The following is a 22,197-nucleotide window of genomic DNA, read 5'->3' as shown; positions in this document are numbered from 1 at the left end:
GTCTGGGCGCATGACAACTCGTGCCAACGAACTCACCGCCCTGGTCACCGGTGCTACTGCCGGGCTCGGTGCGCAATTCGCCCGTCAGCTGGCCGAATCCGGCCACCACCTGGTCCTCGTGGCCCGCGACGAAACCCGGCTGAGGTCAAGCGCCGAGGTGCTTGAACGGGACTTCAGTATCTCTGTGGAGGTGCTGCCCGCCGACTTGACCTCCGACGTCGGGGTTGCGGCTGTCGTGGCCAGGCTGCGGGACGCTTCGCGGCCGGTGGACGTGCTGGTCAACAATGCCGGAATCGGTTTGCTGAATTCTTTCGAGAAGAACGATGTGGACGACGAAAAGCGGCATTTGCGGCTGCATGTCCAGACGCCCATGGAGCTGTGCCACGCGGCGTTGGGGGTGATGTTGGCACGCAAGTCGGGCCGGATCATCAACGTTGCGAGCGTTGCGGCATTCGCGAACCGGGGAAGCTACTCGGCGGCCAAGGCTTGGCAGGTCAGCTTCAGCCGTTGGGCGAACACCGCGTATGCCGGCAGCGGCGTGAAAGTCACCGCGGTGTGCCCGGGCTTCACCCACACGGAGTTCCACGATCGCATGGGCATGGACAAGTCGGTGGCTCCGCGCTTTTTGTGGCTTAACGCCGAGCGCGTTGTCCGGGAAGGGTTGGAAGACAACGCCAAGGGCAAAGGGATTTCCATTCCGTCGAAGCGCTACAAAGCGATCACCGCCGTCATGCGCTTCCTGCCGGCGAAGCTTACGTCGGGTCCGCCCCGCCTCGCCGCGAAGCCATCCGGGTCCGCGAAGTAAGCCGGGGCGCCTGGACCAGCACCGCCACCGCGATCCCGATCACGGCTCCCACGAACGTCTCCACCCCGCGTTCCAGGACGAGCACGCCGGGATCCGCGGGCGCAGCCAACTGAGTCATGAGCAAAATGACCGGAGTGAAGAACACCATGGCCCAGCCGTAATGCCGGGCCATGAACAACTCGGTGGGGAACTGGAACCCGATCACCAGCAGGGCAAGGATGAGGGTGGTTTGCCCGGGGAAATAGTGCAGCGGGGACAGCGGTCCTGGAAAGAGCACGACGGCGACAATCGCCAATCCGAGGAACGTCCCCACGATACGGTGAATGCCGCGGTGCAGGCGGCTCGGCACATCGGCTCCGGCCAGCGGAACGGCGGCCGCGGCCATCGCCCAGTGCGGATGCCCGCTGCCCGTGAGCACTCCGCAAGCACCGGCCGCGCCGACGGCGAGCACATACCTGGCCGCGTGGAGTCCGGCTGCTTGGCGCAGCCGCGCCGAGGATGCAGGAATGTCCCGGACGGCGCCACGTTCCCACACCCGGTACCGAAGCCAGCCGGCAAAACCCACCACCATAGAAAACGCTGCCGACGCCGCACAGATCAGGACCGCAGCAAGGAACGGGACGTGCGCGGGGACGGACGCGCATGCTCCAAGGGCCAGGATCCCGAAGAACGGGCCATTGGGTTTGAGCCGCACCTTGTCCGAGAACAGCGAGCCCACACCCGCCAGGAGCCCTTCGATCACCACCAATCCCCATGAGTGGATATGGGAGACGGACAAGAACGTGCCCACGGAAACGCCGGCCAGGAGCACGGCGGCGGCCTGGGCCTGGTGCTTGAGCCGCAGTTGATGCGATTCGGCACGACCGTACATGCCGGTCAGGGCGCCGAACACGGCGTAGATGATGAGGTCCGCCCGGCCAATCGCAAGAAGCACAAGGGCCGGCACGGCGACGCTCAGTGCGACGCGGACGGCAGCCAGGTGATCGTTGCTTGCCGGTGGAACGGTATGAAGCGCACGGGCATGGGCAATGATTGATCGCAACGGGACACCACCAATCAACTCAGCCGATCATTGGGAAGTTATCAGCACCCCACGATCCGCGCCATTAGCTGGGTCACAACGTTTCCTTGTGCGTCCCCACCCAACTAGCTCGCAGTTGTTGTCGTTTTGGGGCGCGGAAACGACAACTACTGCGAGTCAGTTGGGTGTGGCGGGAGGCGAGTCAGGCCGGGAAGCATCGCAACGCCGTCGAGCGGGCGGATTCCAGCGCTTCGCGAACGGGACGTTTGCGGTGTTGTTCGGAGAGGATTTCCACACCCCACGGCCCGTTGAAGCCGATGGCCTGGAGCGTTGTGATGAACCCCGCGACGTCTTGGTCGCCCTCGCCGCAAAGGCGGCGATTGTCGCGGGTGTCCTCGAAGAGCGTCCCCTTGATTTCCGCATCAGCGTCATTGAGCTCGACGCCGAAAATCTGCTCGGCGGTGAGGCTGCGGGACAGTTCATCCAAGCTTGTTCCCGCCCGGAAGACATGCCAATAATCAACCACCAAACCGCAGTCCGGCATATCGACAGATCGCATGAGCTCGGCCGCCGCCGGCATCGAACCGACCATCGAAAACGGCATTGGCTCGAGCGCAATGCGGGTCCCTCGTTGCGAGGCTTCCGTTGTCAGGTGCCGCAGCGGTTCCACCAGGAATTCGAGATCATCCAGGGGCTCACCGAACGCCGTTCCTATCTTGATGAAGCGCGCGCCCAGTGTTTCGGCCGCCTCGAGCAGCAGTTCGAATTGCGGCTTCCATTCGTGGGAGCGGGATTCGTCCCACCAATTGCTGAGAAGCTCGACTTCAACGTGGCGGAGGCCTGCTTGATCGATGAGTTTCCTGAGCCCGGAGAAGCCGATGGTGTCGCTTGCGGCCACCAGGTCGTCGTACGCCAATCCGAACCCTGCCCATCCGGTAGAGGCGATGGCTTCCAGTCGCTCGCCGAGGGGGACCGGGCTTGTCTCGGGAATGGTCAAAGGCGCAACGTCTCCTGCGCTGGTCCAGCAGGTCGCGATTAGTTCGGGTGTGCTTGAGTACATCATCGTTCTCCTCGCGACAGTGCGCGGCTAGTTACGGCAGGTGAGGGCGTGGACACCCAGTCATAATCTAATTGGAACGCTCCATTGACAATTGGTCAAGCCTTGATTTAGCGTTGGAGCGTTCCACAAAGCGATCTGAATCACATTGCGAAAAGTGGATCACATCCGTTCATAGCTAGATGGTTCCGGCGTCCCCTGCCTTCGACGGCACAGATACGGGGTCGACGGTCGAAGTACGCGACATCAAAGGAGATTTCACGTGGCAAAGCTCAATTGGCGGCGGGGCGCAGTGGCGCTGGCCGTAGTACCGCTTCTGGCCCTGGCAGCATGTTCCAGCGGAGGCGGGAAGCCGGCTGACACCGCCAACGCCGCCGGTGGCGGACAAGCCGCCAGCACTCCCCGGATCAAGGTAGCGCTCATCACCCACGCCGAGGCTGGGGACACGTTCTGGGACATCGTCCGCAAAGGCGCGGAGGCGGCGGCCGCGAAGGACAATGTCGAGGTTCTTTATACGAGCGACGCCGACGCGGGGCGCCAGTCCCAGTTGGTGCAGCAGGCCATCGACCAGAAGGTTGACGGCATCGCCGTCACCATCGCCAACCCGGGCGCAATGAAGGACGTGCTGAAGAAGGCCACCGACGCCGGCATCCCGGTGGTGAGCTTCAACGCTGGCGGTGACGTCTCCGCGCAGATGGGGGCGTTCACCCATTTCGGTTCCAATGAGACCCTGGCTGGCGAAGCGGTGGGCGCCAAGCTGGCTTCGCAGGGCTACAAGCACCCCATCTGCGTGATCATGTCACAGGGACAGGTGCAACTCGAACAGCGGTGCGCAGGCGTGAAGACGAAGGTGCCCGGGACCGAGATCCTCTATGTCAACGGGGCTGATATGACGGCAGTGCAGTCCACTGCGACGGCGAAACTGCAGGCCAGCAAGGATGCTGACGTGATCATCGGGTTGGGCGCTCCCTTCACCTTGACCATTCTCAAAGCCGTGGCAGATGCCAACAGCCCCATCAAGGTGGCCAGCTTCGACCTGAACCCCGCACTGGCGCAGGCGATCAACGATGGCAAGGTCCTGTTCACGGTGGACCAGCAGCCGTGGCTCCAGGGCTACTTGTCCATTGACTCGATCTGGCAGAACAAGCTTGGTGGTTTCAAGGTCGGTGGCGGGCAGCCTGTCCTCACGGGCCCGACGATCGTGGACAAGTCCAACATTTCCGACGTTCTGAAGTTCGTTCAGCAGGGCATCCGCTAATCCGATGACCGCTCGGCTCGCGCGGCACGATTTGCTTGCCGCGCGAGCTGATCGAGAAGAAAGGTATTTCATGGCTTTAGTTACTGCCCCGGCACCCAAAACTGCCGCGGATGAGCGGGTCGCGAAGCGGAGCCCGTTGAGCAAGTTGATGGCCCGTCCTGAAGTCGGCGCCCTGGTGGGGGCCGTTGTTCTCTTCATTTTCTTCGCTTCGGTGTCCGGGACATTCACCCAGCCGAATGCTTTGGCAACGATCCTGTATGGGTCTTCGACGATCGGGATCATGGCGGTGGGGGTGTCGCTGTTGATGATCGGCGGCGAGTTCGACCTCTCCACCGGTGTAGCCGTGATCTCCTCGGCGCTCACCGCTTCCCTGTTCAGCTGGTATTTCTCGATGAACGCATGGGTCGGAGTGGTGATTGCACTGCTGGTGTCCCTGACGATCGGTTTCATCAACGGCTGGATCCTGGTCAAGACGAAGCTGCCGTCCTTCATCGTGACGCTCGCGACGTTCCTCATGCTCACGGGCCTGAACCTGGCCCTGACCCGGCTGATCGGCGGGTCCGTGTCCTCCCCGTCGATTTCCAAGCTGGACGGGTTCGAGTCGGCGCATGCGGTGTTCGCGTCCTCGGTCAGCATCGGCGGGGTCGAGGTGAAGATCACGGTGTTCTTCTGGATCATCCTGGTCGCCATCGCGTCCTGGGTGCTGCTGCGCACGAAGGTGGGCAACTGGATCTTCGCCGCCGGCGGTGACGCGAACGCTGCCCGTGCGGTGGGTGTCCCGGTGACGAAGACGAAGATCGGCTTGTTCATGGCGGTGGGGTTCTGCGGCTGGGTCCTGGGCATGCACAACCTTTTCGCGTTCGACGCGGTGCAGTCCGGTGAGGGCGTGGGCAACGAGTTCCTGTACATCATTGCCGCGGTGATCGGCGGCTGCCTGCTCACCGGCGGTTACGGTTCGGCGGTGGGCGGGGCGATCGGTGCGTTCATCTTCGGGATGGCGAACAAGGGCATCGTGTACGCGCAGTGGAACCCGGACTGGTTCAAGTTCTTCCTGGGCCTGATGCTGCTGCTGGCCACCATCGTGAACCTCATCGTCAAACGCCGCGCAGAGCTCAAGTAGAAGGGGCGCAAGAGAATGAATGCCAAACAGATCGACCAGCAGACCCTGCTCAAGGATGAGAAGGACCCGCTGACCCACACCCCCGTGCACCTGCTCTCCCTGGACGCGGTGGGCAAGCACTACGGGAACATCATCGCCCTGCGGGACGTGACCATGGCCGTGGACAACGGCCGGGTCACCTGCGTGCTGGGGGACAACGGCGCGGGCAAGTCCACGCTGATCAAGATCATCGCCGGACTGCACCAGCACGACGCCGGGGTGCTGAAGATCATGGGGGAGGAGCGGAAGTTCAACTCCCCCCGCGACGCCCTGGACGCCGGCATCGCCACCGTGTACCAGGACCTGGCCGTGGTGCCGTTGATGCCGATCTGGCGGAACTTCTTCCTCGGCTCGGAACTGACCACCGGCTGGGGCCCGTTCAAGTCCATGGATGTCCAGAAGATGAAGGACATCACGCTCAAGGAACTGGCCGAGATGGGGATCGACCTGCGCGATGTGGAACAGCCCATCGGCCAGCTCTCCGGCGGGGAGCGCCAGTGCGTGGCGATCGCGAGGGCCGTGTACTTCGGGGCGAAGGTGCTGATCCTGGACGAACCCACCGCGGCGCTGGGCGTGAAGCAGTCCGGCGTCGTGCTCCGCTACATCCTGCAGGCCCGCGACCGGGGCCTGGGCGTCATTTTCATCACGCACAACCCGCACCACGCCTTCCCGGTAGGGGACCGGTTCCTGCTGCTCAAGCGCGGCAAGTCCATCGGCTACTACGACAAGAAGGACATCACCCTGGACGAACTCACCGCCCAGATGGCCGGCGGCGCGGAACTGGCCGAACTCGCCCACGAACTCGAACAACTCGGCGGACACACCCAGGCCCTCAAGGAAGTCCAAGCCGAAGTCGCCGAAGTCACCGACGCCGCATACGAAGGCAACACCAAGCGCCACTAAGCGCGAACGTTTACAACCTGATGGAGCAACCATGGAAATGCTAATAGCCGGAAACTGGCGCGGCGCCGCCGACGGAAGGACCGAGGAAGTCCGCTCGCCCTTCGACGGACGGACGATCGATACAGTCCCCGTAGCGACGGTCCAGGACGCCCAAGCCGCCCTTGACCGGGCCGAAATCGGCGCCCACCTGCAAAGGACAACACCGGCCCACGTGCGTGTCGATATCCTCCTGCGCGCGGCCGCCCTGGCGGATGAACGTGCCGAGGACATTGCCCAGACTATTAGCGCCGAATCCGGCAAGCCCATCACGGAAGCCCGGGGCGAGGCCAGCCGCTCGGGGAACATCATCCGCCTCGCCGCCTACGAAGGGAGCCAGCTGTACGGCTCCACGCTTCCTTTGGACGCAAACGCCGGGACGGGTTTGGACAAGATCGGCTTCACGTTGCGGCAGCCTGTGGGCATCGTCGTCGCCATCACGCCGTTCAACTACCCGGCCCTGCTGGTGTTGCACAAAATTGCACCCGCGCTGGCAGCCGGTAACGCCGTCGTCCTTAAACCGGCCCGCGCAACGCCGCTGACGGCGCTGAAGCTGGCGCAGTGCTTCGTCGACGCCGGCCTGCCGCCCGAGGCGCTGTCCGTGATCACCGGGCCTGGCAGCTCCCTGGGCGACGTGCTTGTGACGGACCCGCGGGTCCGCAAGGTGTCCTTCACAGGCTCCACCAGCATCGGAACGCGCATCAGCTCGATCGCGGGCGTGAAGAAGCTGTCCCTTGAGTTGGGCGCTTCGTGCCCGGTGATCATCCTGCCGGACGCCGACCTCGAACTCGCCTCCACTGCGGTGGCGGCTGGCGGCTACGTCAACGCAGGCCAGGTGTGCATTTCGGTGCAGCGGGTCATCGTTGACCGCCGCGTCGAGAAAGACTTCCTGGACGCGCTGGTCCCGAAGGTCGAAGCGATCGCCGTGGGCAACCCCAAGGAAGAGGATACGCGCCTTGGCTCGCTGATCTCCGAAGAGGAAGCCTCACGCGTCCACACCTCGATCCTCGAGGCCCGCCATTCCGGCGCCCGTGTCCTCACCGGCGGTGACCGTGACGGCGCCGTGGTGACTCCCGCCGTCGTTGCCGGCGTCGACCCCCGGTCGCCGCTGAGCCGGAACGAACTGTTCGGGCCCGCCGTCGCGGTCTCCTCCGCGCCGGACATGGAAAGCGCCATCGCGATGGCCAACGACAACGAGTACGGACTCGGCGCGGGAATCTTCACGAGCGACGTCGCCGGTGCGGTACAGGCCATGCGGCAGATCGACGCCGGCAACATCCACATCAACTGGTCGCCGCTGTGGCGGGCCGACCTCATGCCCTACGGCGGCTTGAAAGGCAGCGGAATCGGCAAGGAAGGCGTCCGCTCTGCTGTCCAGGAAATGACCGAAGAGAAGACGGTCGTCCTGCACGGGCGCCCCTGGTAACGACGACAACGGGAATAAGGCAATGACCACCACACCATCGCAGACCATCAGGCTCACCACGGCCCAAGCGGTCATCAAGTACCTCTCGGCACAGTATTCGCTCGCCGACGGCGTCCGCCGCCGCTTGGTCCCCGCCGCCCTAGGCATCTTCGGCCACGGCAACGTGGCAGGCCTCGGCCAGGCACTGGACGAACTGGCCGACGACATGCCCTTCATCCAAGGCCGGCACGAGCAGTACCTGGCGCATATCTCCACCGCATATGCCAAGGCGAGCCGCCGGCAGGCAGTCCTCGCCGTCACGGCGTCCATCGGCCCGGGCGCGCTCAACCTCGTGACCGCCGCCGGCCTGGCAACGGTCAACCGGGTCCCGCTCCTGCTCCTGCCCGGTGACACCTACGCCACGCGGCACCAGGGCCCTGTGCTGCAGCAACTGGAGCACCCCACCGAGGCAGATGCCACGGTCAACGATGCGTTCCGCCCCGTGTCGCGCTTCTTCGACAGGATCAACCGCCCGGAGCAGCTCCTGACCGCCCTTCCGCAGGCAATGCGCGTGCTCACGAGCCCCACGGATACGGGAGCCGTGGTTATTTCGCTGCCCCAGGACGTGCAGTCGCACGCCTACGACTTCCCGGCAGAATTCTTCGAGCCGCGCGATTGGAAGATCCGGCGTCCGCTTCCGGACCTGGAAGAGGTCGACGACGTCGCCCGGCTTATCCGTTCGGCCGAGCGTCCGGTGATTATTGCCGGTGGCGGCATCCACTACTCCGACGCCCACGCGGCGCTCGAGGCGCTGGCAGGCCAGGTCGGAATTCCCGTCGTCGAGACCTTCGGCGGCAAGGGCGCCGTGACCAAGGACGAATGGTGGCAAGTGGGCGGCGTCGGGCTCGAGGGCAACTTCGCGTCCAACACCCTGGTCAAGCAAGCCGACCTGGTCCTCAGCGTCGGCACGCGCCTCACCGATTTCGCTACCGGCTCCCAATCGATCTTCGAAAACCCGGACGTCCGATTCGCGTCCTTGAACATCGTGGACGCCGATACCCGCAAGCAAGGCGCCACCGGCATCCTCGCGGACGCCCGCTTGGGCCTGGAGGCACTTGCCCGGGCACTGGAGGGCCACAGCACCGCTGAAAGCTGGCAGGAAACAGTCCATTCCGAGAAGGCGAAGTGGGCGCCCATCCGGTCCCAATGGCTCGACGCCGACACTGCCTACCGCCCGGAAGACCACCCGGACGCGCCGGTCACCGGAGCCGTCCTGACCCAGCCGCAGCTGATCGGACTGATGCAGGAGCACGCCCGCTCCGGCGACACCATCATCGCCGCAGCAGGAGGACCTCCCGGTGACCTGCAAAAAGTCTGGGATGCCACGGGCAACCGCAATTGCCACCTGGAATTCGGTTTCTCCTGCATGGGTTACGAAATCGCAGCCGGCATGGGCGTCCGCCTGGCCGAGGGCAACAACGACAACCGGGTGGTCACCTTCATCGGTGATGGCACGTTCCTCATGGCACCTACGGAGATCCTCACCGCGGCCCAGGAAGGCCTCAACGTCACGGTTGTCGTCTCCGAGAACCACGGCTACCAGGTCATCCACCGCCTGCAAATGAACCGCATGGGACGCGAATTCGGCAACGAGTTCCGCTACCGCACCACCGGTGGCAGCGTTGCCGTCGACGACGCCCCCAAGGCGCGGCTGGACGGCGACTACCTCAAGGTGGACCTCCGGCAGATCGCGGAAGGCCTGGGTGCCCTCGCCATCCGGGCCACCACGGCGGCAGAGGTCCGGGAAGCGCTGGCCTCCACGCGCGATACCCAAGGACCCGTCGTGATCGTGGTGCCCACCGTTCCCCATGTCGACCTGCCTGGCGGCGACGTCTGGTGGGACGTAGCTCCCGCGGAAGTGTCCGGACAGGAATGGGTCCGTTCATTGCGCTCGGACTACGAGAAGGCAAAGAGCCGCCAGCGGTGGTTCGGATGAGCGCCTCGGGTGGCCGCAACTACGACGGCGGACCGCTCGACGGCGGCCGGCTGCGGCGCCGCTTGGCGGCCGGAGAGGTGACCCTGGGAACCTTTGTTGGCATGGCATCCGCAACCGCGGTGGAAGTGTGCGCCGCTGCCGGCGCGGACTGGGTCTTGGTCGATCTTGAGCACGGTTCCGGCGGTGAGGATGCGGTCCGCGACGGTGTCCTCGCGGCCGGAAGCTACGGCGTCCCCACCATTGTTCGCGTGGAGAGCGGAGAAAGGATACGCATCGGCCGGGTCCTGGACCAAGGCGCGGCAGGCATCATGGTGCCCCGCCTGAATTCCGTGGAGGAAGCCGGCCAAACCGTGAAGCACATGCTGTATCCGCCGTACGGCGACCGCGGCGTGGCAACGTACAACCGCGCGTGCCGCTGGGGCATGGACCGGGCTCCGTTGACCGCAGACCAGCAGTCAGCCGTGGGAATCGTCCAGATCGAGACTCTCGACGCGCTGGGGCACGTGGAGGAGATCGCGGCGCAGGGCGGCGTGGATGTCCTTTTCGTCGGACCGATGGACATGTCCTTCGCTTTGGGTGTCCCGATGCAACTGGACAGCAATGTCTTCCAGGAGGCCCTCCAACGGGTGGTCGCGGCCGCCCAACTGCACAACAAAGCTGCCGGCATCCTCGCGGTGGACGGTATGGCTGCGGCCAAGTACGTCCGCCAGGGCTTCCGTTTCGTGGCGATCGGATCAGACTCCACCATCATGGCGGCGGCGTTCCGGGACGCCTTCGACACCGCCCGCAACTGACAAGAATTTTCAACAAGAAAGGCATGAACGTGAGCCCAGAATCCCGCACAGTCGGTGTAGGCCTTATCAGCGTCGGATGGATGGGAAAGCTCCACTCGCGCGCTTACCAGACGGTCCCCTACGCCTACCCCGAGCTTGGCTTGACCACCAAGCTCGTCATCGCGGCGGACACAGCGCCGGACCGGGTGGACTACGCCCGCGATGTCCTCGGCTTCGCGGAAGGAACCACCGACTACCACGATGTCCTGAACCACCCGGACGTCGATGTCGTTTCCATCTGCGCCCCCAACTTCCTGCATGCCGAAATCGGCATCGCGGCGGCCAAAGCCGGCAAGCACTTCTGGATCGAAAAGCCTGTTGGACGCGGCTACGAAGAAACCGTAGCCGTGCAGGAAGCCGCCGTGGAGGCCGGCGTCGTGACCTCCATCGGCTACAACTACCGCCACGCCCCGGCCGTGGAGCACGCCAGGAAGCTCATCGCGGACGGGCGCCTTGGGCGCATCACGAACGTCCGCGCAGTGTTCTTCTCCGGATACGCTTCCGAGCCCAACGGCGCTTTGTCCTGGCGCTTTGACCGGAAACTCGCCGGCACCGGCGTGCTGGCGGACTTGTTCAGCCACGCAACCGACCTGTGCCAATATGTAGTTGGGCCCATCGCCGAGGTAACCGCGCTCACAAGCACGGTCTACACGCAGCGCCCCAAGCTGGCGATGGGGTCAGGGACGCACTTCGCGGTGATCGAAAACGGTGAAATGGGAGAGGTCGAGAATGAGGATTACGCTGCAGCGCTGGTCCGCTTCGGCCCGTCCGCCCGCGGGGCAGGCGCCGTCGGCACCATCGAATCCTCGCGCGTTGCCGTTGGACCCGAATGCGGTTACCAGATCGAAGTCTACGGGACCGAAGGCTCGCTCAAATGGGACTTCGAGCGCATGAACGAACTCAAGGTCTGCCTGGGCCGCAACAACGACGAGCAAGGCTACACCACGGTCAACGCCAGTCCCCGTCACGGCGATTACGCTCACTTCCAGCCCGGGCCCGGCAACAGCATGGGTTTTGACGACCTCAAGGTCATCGAAGCCAAGAAGTTCCTCGTCGCCGTCACTGGAGGAGCACAGGAAAACTCCAACATCCACGACGCCGCATCGGCCGCTGCCATTGTCAGCGCCGCCGAAGCGTCCTCGCTGTCAGGTCAATGGCAGAAGATCGAGGAAATCCACGGCACCACGGCAGCGCGGGCATAACCATGGCACCTCCATCCGCCCGGCGGCCGACGATCATGGACGTGGCAGAACGCGCCGGCGTTTCCAAGTCCTTGGTCTCCCTCGTGCTGCGCGACTCACCGCGCGTCAGCGACGAACGCCGCCAGCGGGTGCTCAAGGCTGTTGAAGAGATGGGCTTCGAGTTGAACCTCGCAGCCCGGTCCCTGGCAACACGGGACAGCGGAACCATCGGTGTGCTGGTCAGCGACATGCACAACCCGTGGGCCTTTGACGTCGCAGACGCCGCACGGACCGTACTTGAAGAGGCCGGGCACACCGTCCTCTTCAGTGCGGTCACCGCGGCGGGCAGGGGAGTGGACCAGTCCATCCTCCAGGCCTTCCGGGACTTGCGGGTCGCGGGCCTGCTCGTCGTCGGAACCGTGCCTGACAAAGCACCGTTCAGCCGTGCCGTTTCCGGCGGGGCTGTGGTCTTTGCAGGTGGCGGACCGGACTACATCGATACCGCCGATATCGTGCGGAGCGACGATGCCCTCGGCATGTCCATGGTTGTTGAGCACCTGATCGCCCAGGGACACGAGAACATCGTGCACCTTGGCGGCCTGGGTGGCTCGGTTGGCCGCGAACGCGTGGACGGGTATTCGGCGGCAATGGAAGAGCACGGTCTGGCCCGTTATATCCGCGTGGTCGACGCCGACTTCTTCCAGGAGTCCGGCTATGTTGCCGCCCAAAGGGCGCTTGGTTCCCGCTCCACGCACCAGCGCCCCACGGCGCTGGCCTGCATCAATGACCTCGCCGCTTTTGGTGCCATGACCGCTGCCGATGAACGCGGCGTCGAAATAGCCGTCACCGGTTATGACAACATCGCGCTCGGTGCAATGCCGCGCCTGGGACTGACCACCGTTGACCCGGACAGCTCCACCATTGGCGTCACAGGGGCCAAGACCCTCCTGGAACGCATCCATGGTGAAGGCAGCGGCTTCGTCCACCATTCCGTCACGCCCCACTTGGTCGTGCGGAAGTCCAGCCTCCTGGGCCTTTAAAACCGAGGCCTCTAACACCTCGTAACTACGCCGTTTTCGGCGCAGCCCCATACCTCCACATCTTCAAGGATGACGATGGCTTCCATAACCACACCCCAAATCTTCGTCGCTCTCGGCAGCGTTGAGCCCGACCTGGTGGAACCGCTCCTGTCCGAACACCAGCGACTCATCCAGGACCCCACCGACGAGGACCTGGCCAACGCCGACGCAGCAATTGTCAGGGCCGCCTACCGCGTGGACCGGGAACTGTTGGACCGCATGCCGGCCCTCAAAGTCATCGCCAGGACCGGCGTGGGAACCGAGCTCGTGGACGTCGCCGAGGCCAATCGACGGGGAATTCCGGTGGTCATCACGCCCGGGAGCAACACCGCCTCGGTGGCCGAAGGCGTGTTCGCCCACCTGCTCGCCCTGGTCAAGAAGCTCTCTCCGCTGACCGCCCTGGTCCGCGAGGGACGCTGGGAGCAGCGGGCCGCCGTCGGCGTCGGAGACCTCGAGGGATTCACGCTAGGCATCATCGGATACGGCCGCATTGGCCGCCGGGTGGCGCGGATCGCCGAAGCCTTCGAGCTCAAGGTCCTCGCCTATGATCCGTTCGCGGAGGTTCCCCCGGAAATCCGGTGCGACACCGTAGAGGAGCTCCTGAAGGGCAGTGACTTCACTACCCTCCACGTGCCCCTGACACGCGAAAACCAGAACCTCATCAACGCGGACCGCCTCAAAGCCATGAGGCCCGGAGCGGTCCTCATCAACTGCAGCCGTGGCGGCCTCATCGACCTCGACGCCGCCCACGAGGCGCTGCAGTCGGGACACCTGTCCGGTCTAGGCCTGGATGTGTACGATCCCGAGCCGCCCGCGCACCACCCGCTGTTCGACCACGAAAACGTGGTCCTGACTCCGCACTTGATGGGCTTCACACGTCAAGGCATGGCGCACACCGTCAGGGACGCCGCCCAGGGTGCGGTTGACGTCCTCGCAGGGCGCACGCCCGCGGCGGTGGCCGGGCCATGACAGGTCGCTCAGTTGATCATGTCCCCGTCAAACCGCCACACCCAAGCCAAGGCCCCGGTCTTCGCCGGGCAGCCCACTAGAAAGGACCACTGCACATGTCCACTGATCGACCCCTCAAAGTCGCGCTGTTCGGATCGGGCCGTATCGGGCAAGTCCACGCCCGGAACATCGCTGCCCACCCGGACCTGGAATTGGCCTGGATCGCCGACCCCTTCATCGAAGGGGCCCGCACGTTGGCGGCCGGGACCGGAGCCATCGCCGTCGAGACTGCCGACGAGGTCTTCGCGAACGCTGACCTTGACGCCGTCGTGATCGGCTCGCCCACCAGCACGCACGTCGAGCTGATCTCGCGTGCCATGGCGCAAGGCGTGGCGGCCCTCTGCGAGAAGCCAATCGACCTCGACATCGACCGTGCGCTCGCATGCCGCGACGTGATCAAGGGAAACAACACTCCCCTTATGCTCGGGTTCAACAGGCGCTTCGATCCCAACTTCGCGGCCATCCACCGCCGTGTTGTGGCGGGCGAGATCGGCCGCCTCGAACAGCTGACCATCATCAGCCGCGACCCCGCGCCGGCCCCGGCCGCCTACATCGCCACCTCGGGAGGGATCTTCCGGGACATGAGCATCCACGACCTGGACATGGCCAGGTTCTTCGTGCCGGACATCATCGAAGTTTCCGCTGCCGGTGCCAACGTGTTCTGCGACTACATCGAGGAAGCCGGTGACTTCGACTCCGTGGTCATCACCCTCCGGGGACGCGACGGCGAACTTGTCACCATCACCAACTCCCGCCACAGCGCCTACGGCTACGACCAGCGACTGGAGGCGTTCGGCAGCGAGGGGATGCTCAACGCGGGCAACGTCAGCCCGACGACGGTGCGCAAGTACGGTGCTACCGGCACCGAAGAGGCGGACGCCTACCTGCCGTTCTTCCTGGAGCGTTACGCCGAGGCCTACCGGAACGAGCTGGACAGTTTCGCCAAGGCCATCCGCTCGGGCACTGCCTGCAGCCCGGGATTCGACGACGGCCTGCAGGCACTTGCCCTGGCCAACGCTGCCGAAGAGTCCGCCCGCTCGGGCCGCGCAGTTAAGATCGGGCAGCCGTAGCCATGCCACTTCTCCAAGACAAAGTGATCCTCATCAGCGGGGGCACGCAGGGTTTGGGGGCCGGCGTCGCACGACGCGCAGCCGCCGAAGGTGCGGCCGGGATTGCGATCACCGGGCGGAACGCGGACTCAGGTGAACGGCTCGCCGCGGAGATCACAGCCTCCGGCGTCGAAACCCGGTTCATCAAGACGGACCTCGCCGACGTCGAACAGGCCCGGAACTCGGTGCTTGAGACGATCAACGTTTTCGGGCAACTCGACTGCGCGGTCAACGCGGCGGGCCTGACCACCCGCGGCACCATGCTGGACACCACACCCGAGCTTTTCGACGCGCACATCGCGGTGAACCTGAAATCGCCGTTCTTCATCATGGCCGAAACCATCAAGCATCTTTGTAGCAGGGGTGTGCCAGGAAGCATCGTGAACGTCATCTCGATCGCCGAACTGGGCGGGCAGCCGTACTTGGCGCCGTATGTGGCGGCCAAGGCCGGCCTGGCCGGGGCAACCCGCAATGCGGCGCATGCCCACCGTTGGGACAAGATCCGCATCAACGGGCTGGATATCGGCTGGACCGCCACGGACGGCGAAGCCGAAACCCAGAAGAAATTCCACGGCGCAGGCGACGACTGGCTCGAAAAGGCCAACGCATCCGTCCCCATGGGAAAGCTCGGACAAGTGGACGAGATCGCCGAATTCATCGTCTTTCTCCTCTCCGACAGGAGCGGTGTTGTCACAGGCTCGGTCATCGACTGGGACCAAAACGTATACGGAGGATCAGATTGAGCACCATCACCAAGCGCCTTGCCGCAGCACCCATTTCCTGGGGCGTCTGTGAAGTCCCCGGATGGGGCCACCAGCTTGAGGCCGACAGGGTCTTGTCCGAAATGACGGAGCTGGGAATCAGTGCCACCGAGTTCGGCCCCGCCGGCTTCCTGCCCGAGCAGGCCACCCAACGCGCGGAGGTGCTGAAGCGGCACAACCTCCAGGCCATCGGCGGATTCTTCCCAGTCATCCTGCACGATCCGTCCAAGAACCCCTTGGATGTCGTGTCGGCCGAGTTGGACGCGTACGAAGCAGCCGGGGCCAGCGTCATGGTCCTCGCCGCGGAGACCGGCGTCGCAGGCTACGACCAGCGCCACGAGCTCGACGCCGAAGGCTGGGAGCTGTTCGGCAGGAACCTCGACGCCGTGGTCAAAGCCGCCGCGGACAAGGGTATCCAGGCGGTGGTCCACCCGCATGTGGGAACCATGATCGAAAGCACCTCGGATGTTGACCGGGTTTTGAACGACACCGCGGCAAACCTGTGCCTCGACACGGGCCACCTGCTCATCGGCGGCACCGATCCGGCCTTGCTCGTCCGCGGCTACGCTGCCCGCATCGGCCACACCCACCTGAAGGACGTGCGAACCGCCGTCGCGCAGCGGGTCCAGGCCGGGGAGATTTCGTACACCGACGGCGTCAAGGCAGGGATGTACGTACCGCTGGGTCAAGGCGACGTCGGCATTGCCGGAATCGTCCGGGACCTGCTGGATGCCGGCTACGAAGGCTGGTTCACCATGGAGCAAGACACCATCCTCGAAACCGAACCCACCGACGACGGCCCGGTCCGGGATGTCCGGCAGTCCGTGGCCTTCCTGCGTCAACTCGAAACGGAAATCGAGCGATGAGCGCGGTCCGCTGGGGAGTGCTGACCACGGCACGGATCGCCCAGGGCAGGTTCCTGCCCGCCATGAGCCGCGCCCGGAACGCCGTGGCGTCGGCCATCAGCAGCCCGAACGGAAAGGCCGCCGAAGTCGCAGAGCGCTTCGGTATCCCCGCCGCCTATTCTTCCCACGAGGAATTGCTCGCCGATCCAAGCATCGAAGCCGTCTACCTGCCCTTCCCCAACTCGCTGCACGCCGACTGGATTGTTGCGGCCGCCGAGGCTGGAAAGGACATCCTTTGCGAGAAGCCGCTCGTCGCCAACACCCACGACTACCGCCGGGTGCTGGAAGCCTGCGAACGCAACGGGGTGAACCTGATGGAAGCGTTCATGTACCGCTTCCACCCCCAGCACCAGAAGGTCCGTGAGTTCATCGACTCGGGCAAGATCGGCGAGTTGGTGTCCATGCACGCCCGCTTCCATTTCGTCATGGACCGAAGCGAAGGCGAGGTCCGCCTCCAGCCGGGAATGGACGGAGGTGCGCTCAACGACGTCGGATGCTACGCCGTCGACATCATGAACATGGTCATGGGCCGCGCGCCGCAAACCGTCTACGGCAAAGGCACAAGCCGCACGGACCCGGTGGAAACGACCATGGCCGCGATCCTGGACTATGGGGACGTCCTGGGAACACTGGACTGCGGCTTCGAAGGCCCGCGCACCAACACGTTTCAGATCATCGGCACGAAAGGCCACATCACCCTGGACAAGGCCTTCGACCCAGATCCGGGCGAAATTGCCCGCGTTACCGTGTCCTTCCGCGATGGCCGGAGCGAGTCTGTCGACATCGGGGAAGACCCGTTCAAGACCGAAATCGAACGGTTCAGCGCGTGGGTCCGCAACTCCGGACCCGAACTCGTCCAGAGGGAATTGACCGAACAAAACCTGGCCGTCCGCCTGGCGCTCCAGGAATCACTCGCCACCGGCTTGCCGCGGGATGTCAACGACGTACATGCCGTGGAGCACCACCTACTACAGGAGCAGTAATGACCATCATCAACCACTTCATCAGCGGAGCCGAGACTGCGGGCAGCGGAACGGGCACCAAGCCCGTCTACAACCCCGCCACGGGTGCAGTGTCGGCCGAGCTTCGCCTCGCCGACCTGGCTGATCTGGACGCCACCGTAGCCGCCGCGAAGAAGGCCGCTGCAAGTTGGGGCGACATTTCGCTGGCCAAGCGCACAGCGGTGCTGTTCAAGTTCCGTGAGCTCGTCGCTTCCCACGTGGACGACCTCGCGGCCCTGATCACCGCCGAGCACGGCAAGGTCCTCAACGATGCCAAGGGCGAGATCGGCCGTGGCTTGGAGGTTATTGAGTTCGCTTGCGGCATCCCGCAGTTGCTCAAGGGTGAGTACTCGGACCAGGTCTCCACCGGGATTGATGTTTTCTCCTTCCGCGAGCCAGTCGGCGTCGTCGCGGGCATTACGCCCTTCAACTTCCCGGTCATGGTGCCGCTGTGGATGGCGCCGATGGCGATCGCGACAGGCAACGCGTTCATCCTCAAGCCTTCGCACCGCGTTCCGTCGGCCGCGATGCTGCTGGCCAAGCTGTTCCAGGAGGCAGGGCTGCCGGACGGCGTCTTCCAGGTCCTCCACGGAGATCGCGATGTCATCTCCGGGCTCCTGACGCACCCGGACGTGGACGCCATCTCCTTCGTGGGATCCACCCCTGTTGCCAAGCACATCCTTGAAGTGGCGACGGCGCACGGCAAGCGGGTCCAGGCCTTGGGCGGGGCGAAGAACCACGCAATCATCATGCCCGACGCCGACCTCGACAACGCCGCCGACCATCTGGCCGCAGCCGCGTTCGGTTCCGCCGGTCAGCGGTGCATGGCAATCTCTGTTGCGGTGGCCGTCGGCGATGCCGCCGATCTGCTAGTCAAGAAGGTCGAAGAGCGTGCCCTCGACGTCAAGGTCAAGAACGGCACCGACGCAGACGCGGACATGGGTCCCGTGATCAGCCCCGAATCCCGTGAGTTCATCGTCAAGACGGTGACGGAAGCAGAACAGGCCGGCGCTGCGATGGTCGTGGACGGCAGGGACTTGGTGGTTCCCGGGCATGAGGAAGGCTTCTGGGTTGGCCCCACCGTGATCGACCACGTCAAGACCGAAATGAGCGCTTACCAGGAGGAGATCTTCGGGCCTGTCCTGGTGGTTGTGCGCGTGGAGGACCTGGATGAAGGCATCAGGCTCATCAACGCCAATCCCTATGGCAACGGCACCGCGATCTTCACCTCCTCGGGAGCGTCCGCCAGGAAGTTCCAACGTTCAGTGGACGTTGGAATGATCGGCATCAATGTGCCTCTGCCCGTTCCGGTGGCGTACTACTCCTTCGGCGGCTGGAAGGCATCGCTCTTCGGGGACAAGCACATCTACGGACCCGAAGGCGTGTCCTTCTACACCCGCGGCAAGGTCATCACCTCCCGCTGGCCCGAATCGACCCACGCCTCAGGAGCTTCCTACAACTTCCCGTCCAACTAGTCGCCACTCAACTGACTCGCAGTTGTTGTCGTTTTGAGCCCTCATAACGGCATTAACTGCGAGCTAGTCGGGTCGACGGGTGTTTTGAAACGGTGGCAGGATCGAAGCATGACTGTGTCGTTCACATGCCACACGCGTATCGGAATGGAACCCGGGGAGCTCTTCGATCTCTCCCGCAATGTCGACGCGCACGTCGGCTCCATGGCCAAGTCCCGGGAACGTGCGGTTGCCGGCGTCGTGTCCGGACTGCTCTCGGAAGGCGACGAGGTCACCTGGCAGGCCTGGCATTTCGCTGTACCTCTGCGAATGAGCAGCCGCATCACCCGGTTTCGATTCCCTGAATCGTTTACGGACGAGCAAGTGCGTGGCCCCTTTCGCTTCTTCCGGCACGTGCACGAGTTCATTCCCGACGACGGCGGCACGCTCATGATCGATCGCGTCGAGTTCGCGGCGCCTTTCGGCGTTGTGGGCCGGATTGCGGAGAAGGCTTTCCTCGGGCGATACCTGCGGAACCTCATCGAAAAGCGCAACGAATACCTTGCCCGCAACGGTGCCGCCGCATGATCAGGACGGCCCGCGCGGACGAACTGGAACGGCTCCGGGGGATCGAGTTCGCCGCGGGGGAGATCTTCCGCTCCTGTGGAATGGACGCCATCGCAGATGACGAGCCATTGACCGTTACGGAAATGGCTCTCTACCAGGCGCGCGGTGGTGCCTTGGTCTTTGCCGACACGTCAGATGTTCCCGTGGCCTATCTTCTGATTGAGCACCTCGACGGCAATGCGCACGTGGAGCAATTGAGCGTCCATCCGTCGCATGCGCGGCAAGGTCTGGGGAGCGAGCTGCTCGATGTTGCCGAAAAGTGGGCTCAGGCCGAGGGCTTGGAGTGGCTGACCCTGACCACTTTCCGGGATGTTCCGTGGAATGCGCCCTACTATCGCAGGCTGGGTTTCGAGGAGCTGGGCCCGGAGCTGTTGGACGATGGACTCCGGGGCATCCTCGAATGCGAGGGCTTGGTGGGCCTGAGCCGTTGGCCCAGGATCGCCATGCGGCGGCGCGTCAGGCCGATCCGCGGACAGGAAGATTCTGTCAGTCTGTATTGACAGGCCTGTGCCGTCAGTCCAAACTGACAGCATGAATGGTGATGAGCTGACTTCCTACATCCCGGCGACGGACCCGGCAATCGGGCTCCGCGCCGTTGGTGCCCTGCATCGCTTGGCTGAGAAGGTGGAGGCCACCAACGTGGCCCTCGCGCGGGAGCACGGTTGGTCCTGGGAGCAAATAGGTGATGCCTTGGGCGTCTCCAAGCAGTCGGTCCACGCCAAATACGGAAAGTGAGTCTGCCATGTTTGAACGATTTGCCGGCGAAGCCAGGACCGCTGTCCATGCCGGCGCCGAGGAAGCCAAACGCCGTGGAGACCGGAGAATCGGCACGGACCATTTGCTGCTGGGATTGCTTCACGACCCCGGGAGCTGCCGGACGTTGGAAACGGACCTCGAATCCGCCCGCGCCCAGCTCGATGCCCTCGACCAGCAGGCGCTGGAAGCCGTTGGCGTGACGCTGGGGGACTTCGGCCCGCTGAATGCGCCGAAGGGAAGCAGCCGGACTACCTTCACCTCGGCCGCCCGCTCAGTCATTCAGGACTCACTGATGCTGACCACCCGGGAGAAGGCCCGCAGGATCAGCACGCGGCACCTCTTGCTCGCACTGCTGGAGCGGCGCGAACCGGATCCGGCCGCCGTCCTGCTCCATAACCTGGGCGTGGATACCGCGGCACTCAAGGACAGGCTGCAGAACCCAGGTCCGGGAACTGAGTGAGGCGGCTCGAACCTGATTGTTTTGCGCGGCAAAATTCCGCTCGAGTGAACCACAGCTGAGTGAATCCTGTAAGCTCCCACAGGATCACGCAGCCGCCTTTTGAGGGGAACCGCCCGTGCAGGACACCATTACCGTACGTCCATCGTGGGGTCGTCGCCTTGCCGGAATCGAAGGCCTCCGGGGCATTGCGGCCCTATCGGTGATGGTTTACCACCTTGCTTTGACGACCTCATTCCAAGTGCAGACCGGGCCGTTGGAAATTCTCTTTTCGCTTTGCAACCAGGGCCTCACCCTGTTCTTCGTCCTCTCCGGCTTCCTGTTGTACAGGCCCTTCGTTTCCGCGATCGTGCAGGGCAGGCAGCTGCCGTCCATCCGCCGCTATGCATACAACAGGCTGCTGCGGATTTATCCCGCGTACATCGTGATCTTCGTTGTCACCGGACTCTTCGTCGGTTCCGTGTACCTTCACGGCAGCACTCACGGGTTCGGCCCGGAAAACATCGGCAGGCTCACGGATCCCCTCAAGATCGCAGCCAACGTACTTCTTGTTCACATGTTCATTCCGGAGTACGTCATGAGCGGCCTGCCGGTGTCGTGGTCATTGACGGCTGAGATCACCTTCTATTTTGTCCTGCCCTTGGTGGCCTTTCTTGCCCTGTGGAGGATTCGAAAAGGATCGAGGAAGACTGCCGCCTTGGTGTGCGCGCCGCTTGCCATGGTCATCGTCGGCCTGGGCATTACGCTTTGGGCCAGTGACGCGGCAAGCCGAATGAGCCCGATCGATGCAGCGAACTTCGGCTTCGGGCAGACTGGCAGTGCAGTCTTCCTTCGGAGCTTCCTTGCGCAGGCGGATCTCTTTGGATACGGAATGCTCGCCGCCGTGGCAGTGGTCGTGATCCACGAACGCGGCGTGGAGCGGGTGCAGACCCGGGTCAAGGCAGCACTAGTCCTGGTCGCGGCGCTGATCGAGCTCCTGGCCCTTGAATTCGCCCGACCCGTAATTTCCACGGTCTCCGGGGTGGCTGCGGCGTTGGTATTGCTCGCAGTCGTATTACCGTCATCCCGGGGAGACGACCTGAATCGGACGGCCCGTGTTCTCGAATGGTTGCCATTCCGCTTCACGGGCGTCATGAGTTACAGCATCTATCTCTGGCATCTGCCCGTCATTTTTTGGCTAATGGGGCATCACCGGACGTTCGGCCAAAACACTCTCGCCTTGCCGCTCAACGGGCTCCTCGTCCTGGCCATCACACTGTCCTTGTCCACCTTGACTTACTACTTTGTAGAGCGCCCGGCGATGAAGCTGAAGAGGCCGGCGTTGAAGGTACAACAACCCGAACCTCAACAGGAACTAAGCGTTAAGCGCTGAGGATGTAGAATCGGCCT

Annotated in this window: 22 protein-coding genes; 20 read left to right on the top strand and 2 right to left on the bottom strand. The window is 64.1% G+C overall.

The window, feature by feature from the left end:
• Window positions 1-10 precede the first annotated feature (10 nt).
• Window positions 11-805, top strand: coding sequence for an SDR family NAD(P)-dependent oxidoreductase (locus AC3WJU_RS05090; protein WP_492259297.1), 795 nt, complete (start codon window positions 11-13; stop codon window positions 803-805).
• Here AC3WJU_RS05090 and AC3WJU_RS05085 read toward each other — a convergent pair.
• Window positions 753-1,847, bottom strand: a complete 1,095-nt coding sequence (locus AC3WJU_RS05085) for an FUSC family protein (RefSeq protein WP_492259296.1) — start codon at window positions 1,845-1,847, stop codon at window positions 753-755. The two genes, AC3WJU_RS05090 and AC3WJU_RS05085, sit on opposite strands and share 53 nt — an antisense overlap.
• Window positions 1,848-2,028: 181 nt before the next feature.
• Window positions 2,029-2,886 carry a sugar phosphate isomerase/epimerase family protein gene (locus AC3WJU_RS05080; protein ID WP_492259295.1) on the bottom strand — a complete coding sequence of 286 codons (858 nt, stop codon included), beginning with the start codon at window positions 2,884-2,886 and terminating at the stop codon, window positions 2,029-2,031.
• Window positions 2,887-3,145: 259 nt separating this feature from the next.
• Here AC3WJU_RS05080 and AC3WJU_RS05075 point away from each other — a divergent pair, with 259 nt between their 5' ends.
• The 19 genes from AC3WJU_RS05075 to AC3WJU_RS04985 all read left to right on the top strand — a co-directional run bounded on the left by AC3WJU_RS05075 (window position 3,146) and on the right by AC3WJU_RS04985 (window position 22,180).
• On the top strand, window positions 3,146-4,141 hold the full coding sequence (locus AC3WJU_RS05075) for a substrate-binding domain-containing protein (RefSeq protein ID WP_284754399.1): 996 nt from the start codon (window positions 3,146-3,148) through the stop codon (window positions 4,139-4,141).
• Between the two features lie 70 nt (window positions 4,142-4,211).
• Window positions 4,212-5,261, top strand: coding sequence for an ABC transporter permease (locus AC3WJU_RS05070; RefSeq protein ID WP_306972641.1), 1,050 nt, complete (start codon window positions 4,212-4,214; stop codon window positions 5,259-5,261).
• Between the two features lie 15 nt (window positions 5,262-5,276).
• Window positions 5,277-6,203, top strand: a complete 927-nt coding sequence (locus AC3WJU_RS05065; protein WP_492259294.1) for an ATP-binding cassette domain-containing protein — start codon at window positions 5,277-5,279, stop codon at window positions 6,201-6,203.
• A 31-nt stretch (window positions 6,204-6,234) separates the two neighbouring features.
• Entirely contained in the window at window positions 6,235-7,665 is a 1,431-nt protein-coding gene (locus AC3WJU_RS05060; protein ID WP_307053848.1) for an aldehyde dehydrogenase family protein, read from the top strand.
• A 22-nt stretch (window positions 7,666-7,687) separates the two neighbouring features.
• Window positions 7,688-9,640 (top strand): 3D-(3,5/4)-trihydroxycyclohexane-1,2-dione acylhydrolase (decyclizing), encoded by a 1,953-nt coding sequence (gene iolD, locus AC3WJU_RS05055; protein ID WP_307053849.1) that lies wholly within the window; start codon window positions 7,688-7,690, stop codon window positions 9,638-9,640.
• Window positions 9,637-10,434, top strand: coding sequence for an HpcH/HpaI aldolase family protein (locus AC3WJU_RS05050; RefSeq protein WP_476910762.1), 798 nt, complete (start codon window positions 9,637-9,639; stop codon window positions 10,432-10,434). The genes iolD and AC3WJU_RS05050 overlap by 4 nt, the downstream gene beginning before the upstream one ends.
• A 29-nt stretch (window positions 10,435-10,463) precedes the next feature.
• A complete protein-coding gene (locus tag AC3WJU_RS05045) occupies window positions 10,464-11,675 on the top strand; it encodes a Gfo/Idh/MocA family protein (RefSeq protein WP_441437970.1) in 1,212 nt (403 codons plus the stop codon).
• 2 nt (window positions 11,676-11,677) lie between these two features.
• Window positions 11,678-12,694 (top strand): LacI family DNA-binding transcriptional regulator, encoded by a 1,017-nt coding sequence (locus AC3WJU_RS05040; protein WP_306964426.1) that lies wholly within the window; start codon window positions 11,678-11,680, stop codon window positions 12,692-12,694.
• 75 nt (window positions 12,695-12,769) lie between these two features.
• On the top strand, window positions 12,770-13,702 hold the full coding sequence (locus tag AC3WJU_RS05035; RefSeq protein ID WP_492259293.1) for a hydroxyacid dehydrogenase: 933 nt from the start codon (window positions 12,770-12,772) through the stop codon (window positions 13,700-13,702).
• A 95-nt stretch (window positions 13,703-13,797) separates the two neighbouring features.
• Entirely contained in the window at window positions 13,798-14,811 is a 1,014-nt protein-coding gene (gene iolG / locus AC3WJU_RS05030) for an inositol 2-dehydrogenase (RefSeq protein WP_492259292.1), read from the top strand.
• A gap of 2 nt (window positions 14,812-14,813) precedes the next feature.
• Window positions 14,814-15,593 carry an SDR family oxidoreductase gene (locus AC3WJU_RS05025; protein ID WP_345447990.1) on the top strand — a complete coding sequence of 260 codons (780 nt, stop codon included), beginning with the start codon at window positions 14,814-14,816 and terminating at the stop codon, window positions 15,591-15,593.
• On the top strand, window positions 15,590-16,477 hold the full coding sequence (locus tag AC3WJU_RS05020; protein WP_476910765.1) for a sugar phosphate isomerase/epimerase family protein: 888 nt from the start codon (window positions 15,590-15,592) through the stop codon (window positions 16,475-16,477). Before AC3WJU_RS05025 ends, AC3WJU_RS05020 begins: the two co-directional genes overlap by 4 nt.
• Window positions 16,474-17,499 carry a Gfo/Idh/MocA family protein gene (locus AC3WJU_RS05015; RefSeq protein ID WP_306964437.1) on the top strand — a complete coding sequence of 342 codons (1,026 nt, stop codon included), beginning with the start codon at window positions 16,474-16,476 and terminating at the stop codon, window positions 17,497-17,499. The genes AC3WJU_RS05020 and AC3WJU_RS05015 overlap by 4 nt, the downstream gene beginning before the upstream one ends.
• On the top strand, window positions 17,499-18,992 hold the full coding sequence (locus AC3WJU_RS05010) for a CoA-acylating methylmalonate-semialdehyde dehydrogenase (protein WP_492259291.1): 1,494 nt from the start codon (window positions 17,499-17,501) through the stop codon (window positions 18,990-18,992). Before AC3WJU_RS05015 ends, AC3WJU_RS05010 begins: the two co-directional genes overlap by 1 nt.
• Before the next feature lie 108 nt (window positions 18,993-19,100).
• Window positions 19,101-19,556 carry an SRPBCC family protein gene (locus AC3WJU_RS05005; protein ID WP_307053855.1) on the top strand — a complete coding sequence of 152 codons (456 nt, stop codon included), beginning with the start codon at window positions 19,101-19,103 and terminating at the stop codon, window positions 19,554-19,556.
• Window positions 19,553-20,095: a GNAT family N-acetyltransferase gene (locus AC3WJU_RS05000; protein ID WP_284990794.1), complete on the top strand. Its 543-nt coding sequence runs from the start codon at window positions 19,553-19,555 to the stop codon at window positions 20,093-20,095. The genes AC3WJU_RS05005 and AC3WJU_RS05000 overlap by 4 nt, the downstream gene beginning before the upstream one ends.
• A gap of 31 nt (window positions 20,096-20,126) precedes the next feature.
• Complete coding sequence (locus AC3WJU_RS04995) at window positions 20,127-20,330, top strand: hypothetical protein (protein ID WP_307053856.1); 204 nt, start codon at window positions 20,127-20,129, stop codon at window positions 20,328-20,330.
• 7 nt (window positions 20,331-20,337) lie between these two features.
• Window positions 20,338-20,811: a Clp protease N-terminal domain-containing protein gene (locus AC3WJU_RS04990; protein WP_059388391.1), complete on the top strand. Its 474-nt coding sequence runs from the start codon at window positions 20,338-20,340 to the stop codon at window positions 20,809-20,811.
• A gap of 115 nt (window positions 20,812-20,926) precedes the next feature.
• Window positions 20,927-22,180, top strand: coding sequence for an acyltransferase family protein (locus AC3WJU_RS04985; RefSeq protein ID WP_306964448.1), 1,254 nt, complete (start codon window positions 20,927-20,929; stop codon window positions 22,178-22,180).
• Window positions 22,181-22,197 lie beyond the last annotated feature (17 nt).

This window comes from Arthrobacter sp. FW306-1B-F12A, from assembly GCF_058781865.1.
Note: the sequence above shows the minus strand (reverse complement) of the source record. Positions and strands in the feature narration are given on the sequence as shown.

What these genes read in the sequence shown, in the direction of transcription:
- AC3WJU_RS04990 (WP_059388391.1), top strand. Translation starts at nt 20,338, where the DNA reads ATGTTTGAACGATTTGCCGGCGAAGCCAGGACCGCTGTCCATGCCGGC.
- AC3WJU_RS05065 (WP_492259294.1), top strand. Translation starts at nt 5,277, where the DNA reads ATGAATGCCAAACAGATCGACCAGCAGACCCTGCTCAAGGATGAGAAG.
- AC3WJU_RS05040 (WP_306964426.1), top strand. Translation starts at nt 11,678, where the DNA reads ATGGCACCTCCATCCGCCCGGCGGCCGACGATCATGGACGTGGCAGAA.
- AC3WJU_RS05005 (WP_307053855.1), top strand. Translation starts at nt 19,101, where the DNA reads ATGACTGTGTCGTTCACATGCCACACGCGTATCGGAATGGAACCCGGG.
- AC3WJU_RS05070 (WP_306972641.1), top strand. Translation starts at nt 4,212, where the DNA reads ATGGCTTTAGTTACTGCCCCGGCACCCAAAACTGCCGCGGATGAGCGG.
- AC3WJU_RS05015 (WP_306964437.1), top strand. Translation starts at nt 16,474, where the DNA reads ATGAGCGCGGTCCGCTGGGGAGTGCTGACCACGGCACGGATCGCCCAG.
- iolG (WP_492259292.1), top strand. Translation starts at nt 13,798, where the DNA reads ATGTCCACTGATCGACCCCTCAAAGTCGCGCTGTTCGGATCGGGCCGT.
- AC3WJU_RS05010 (WP_492259291.1), top strand. Translation starts at nt 17,499, where the DNA reads ATGACCATCATCAACCACTTCATCAGCGGAGCCGAGACTGCGGGCAGC.
- AC3WJU_RS05060 (WP_307053848.1), top strand. Translation starts at nt 6,235, where the DNA reads ATGGAAATGCTAATAGCCGGAAACTGGCGCGGCGCCGCCGACGGAAGG.
- AC3WJU_RS05050 (WP_476910762.1), top strand. Translation starts at nt 9,637, where the DNA reads ATGAGCGCCTCGGGTGGCCGCAACTACGACGGCGGACCGCTCGACGGC.
- AC3WJU_RS04995 (WP_307053856.1), top strand. Translation starts at nt 20,127, where the DNA reads ATGAATGGTGATGAGCTGACTTCCTACATCCCGGCGACGGACCCGGCA.
- AC3WJU_RS05090 (WP_492259297.1), top strand. Translation starts at nt 11, where the DNA reads ATGACAACTCGTGCCAACGAACTCACCGCCCTGGTCACCGGTGCTACT.
- AC3WJU_RS05035 (WP_492259293.1), top strand. Translation starts at nt 12,770, where the DNA reads ATGGCTTCCATAACCACACCCCAAATCTTCGTCGCTCTCGGCAGCGTT.
- AC3WJU_RS05080 (WP_492259295.1), bottom strand. Translation starts at nt 2,886, where the DNA reads ATGTACTCAAGCACACCCGAACTAATCGCGACCTGCTGGACCAGCGCA.
- AC3WJU_RS05025 (WP_345447990.1), top strand. Translation starts at nt 14,814, where the DNA reads ATGCCACTTCTCCAAGACAAAGTGATCCTCATCAGCGGGGGCACGCAG.
- iolD (WP_307053849.1), top strand. Translation starts at nt 7,688, where the DNA reads ATGACCACCACACCATCGCAGACCATCAGGCTCACCACGGCCCAAGCG.
- AC3WJU_RS05000 (WP_284990794.1), top strand. Translation starts at nt 19,553, where the DNA reads ATGATCAGGACGGCCCGCGCGGACGAACTGGAACGGCTCCGGGGGATC.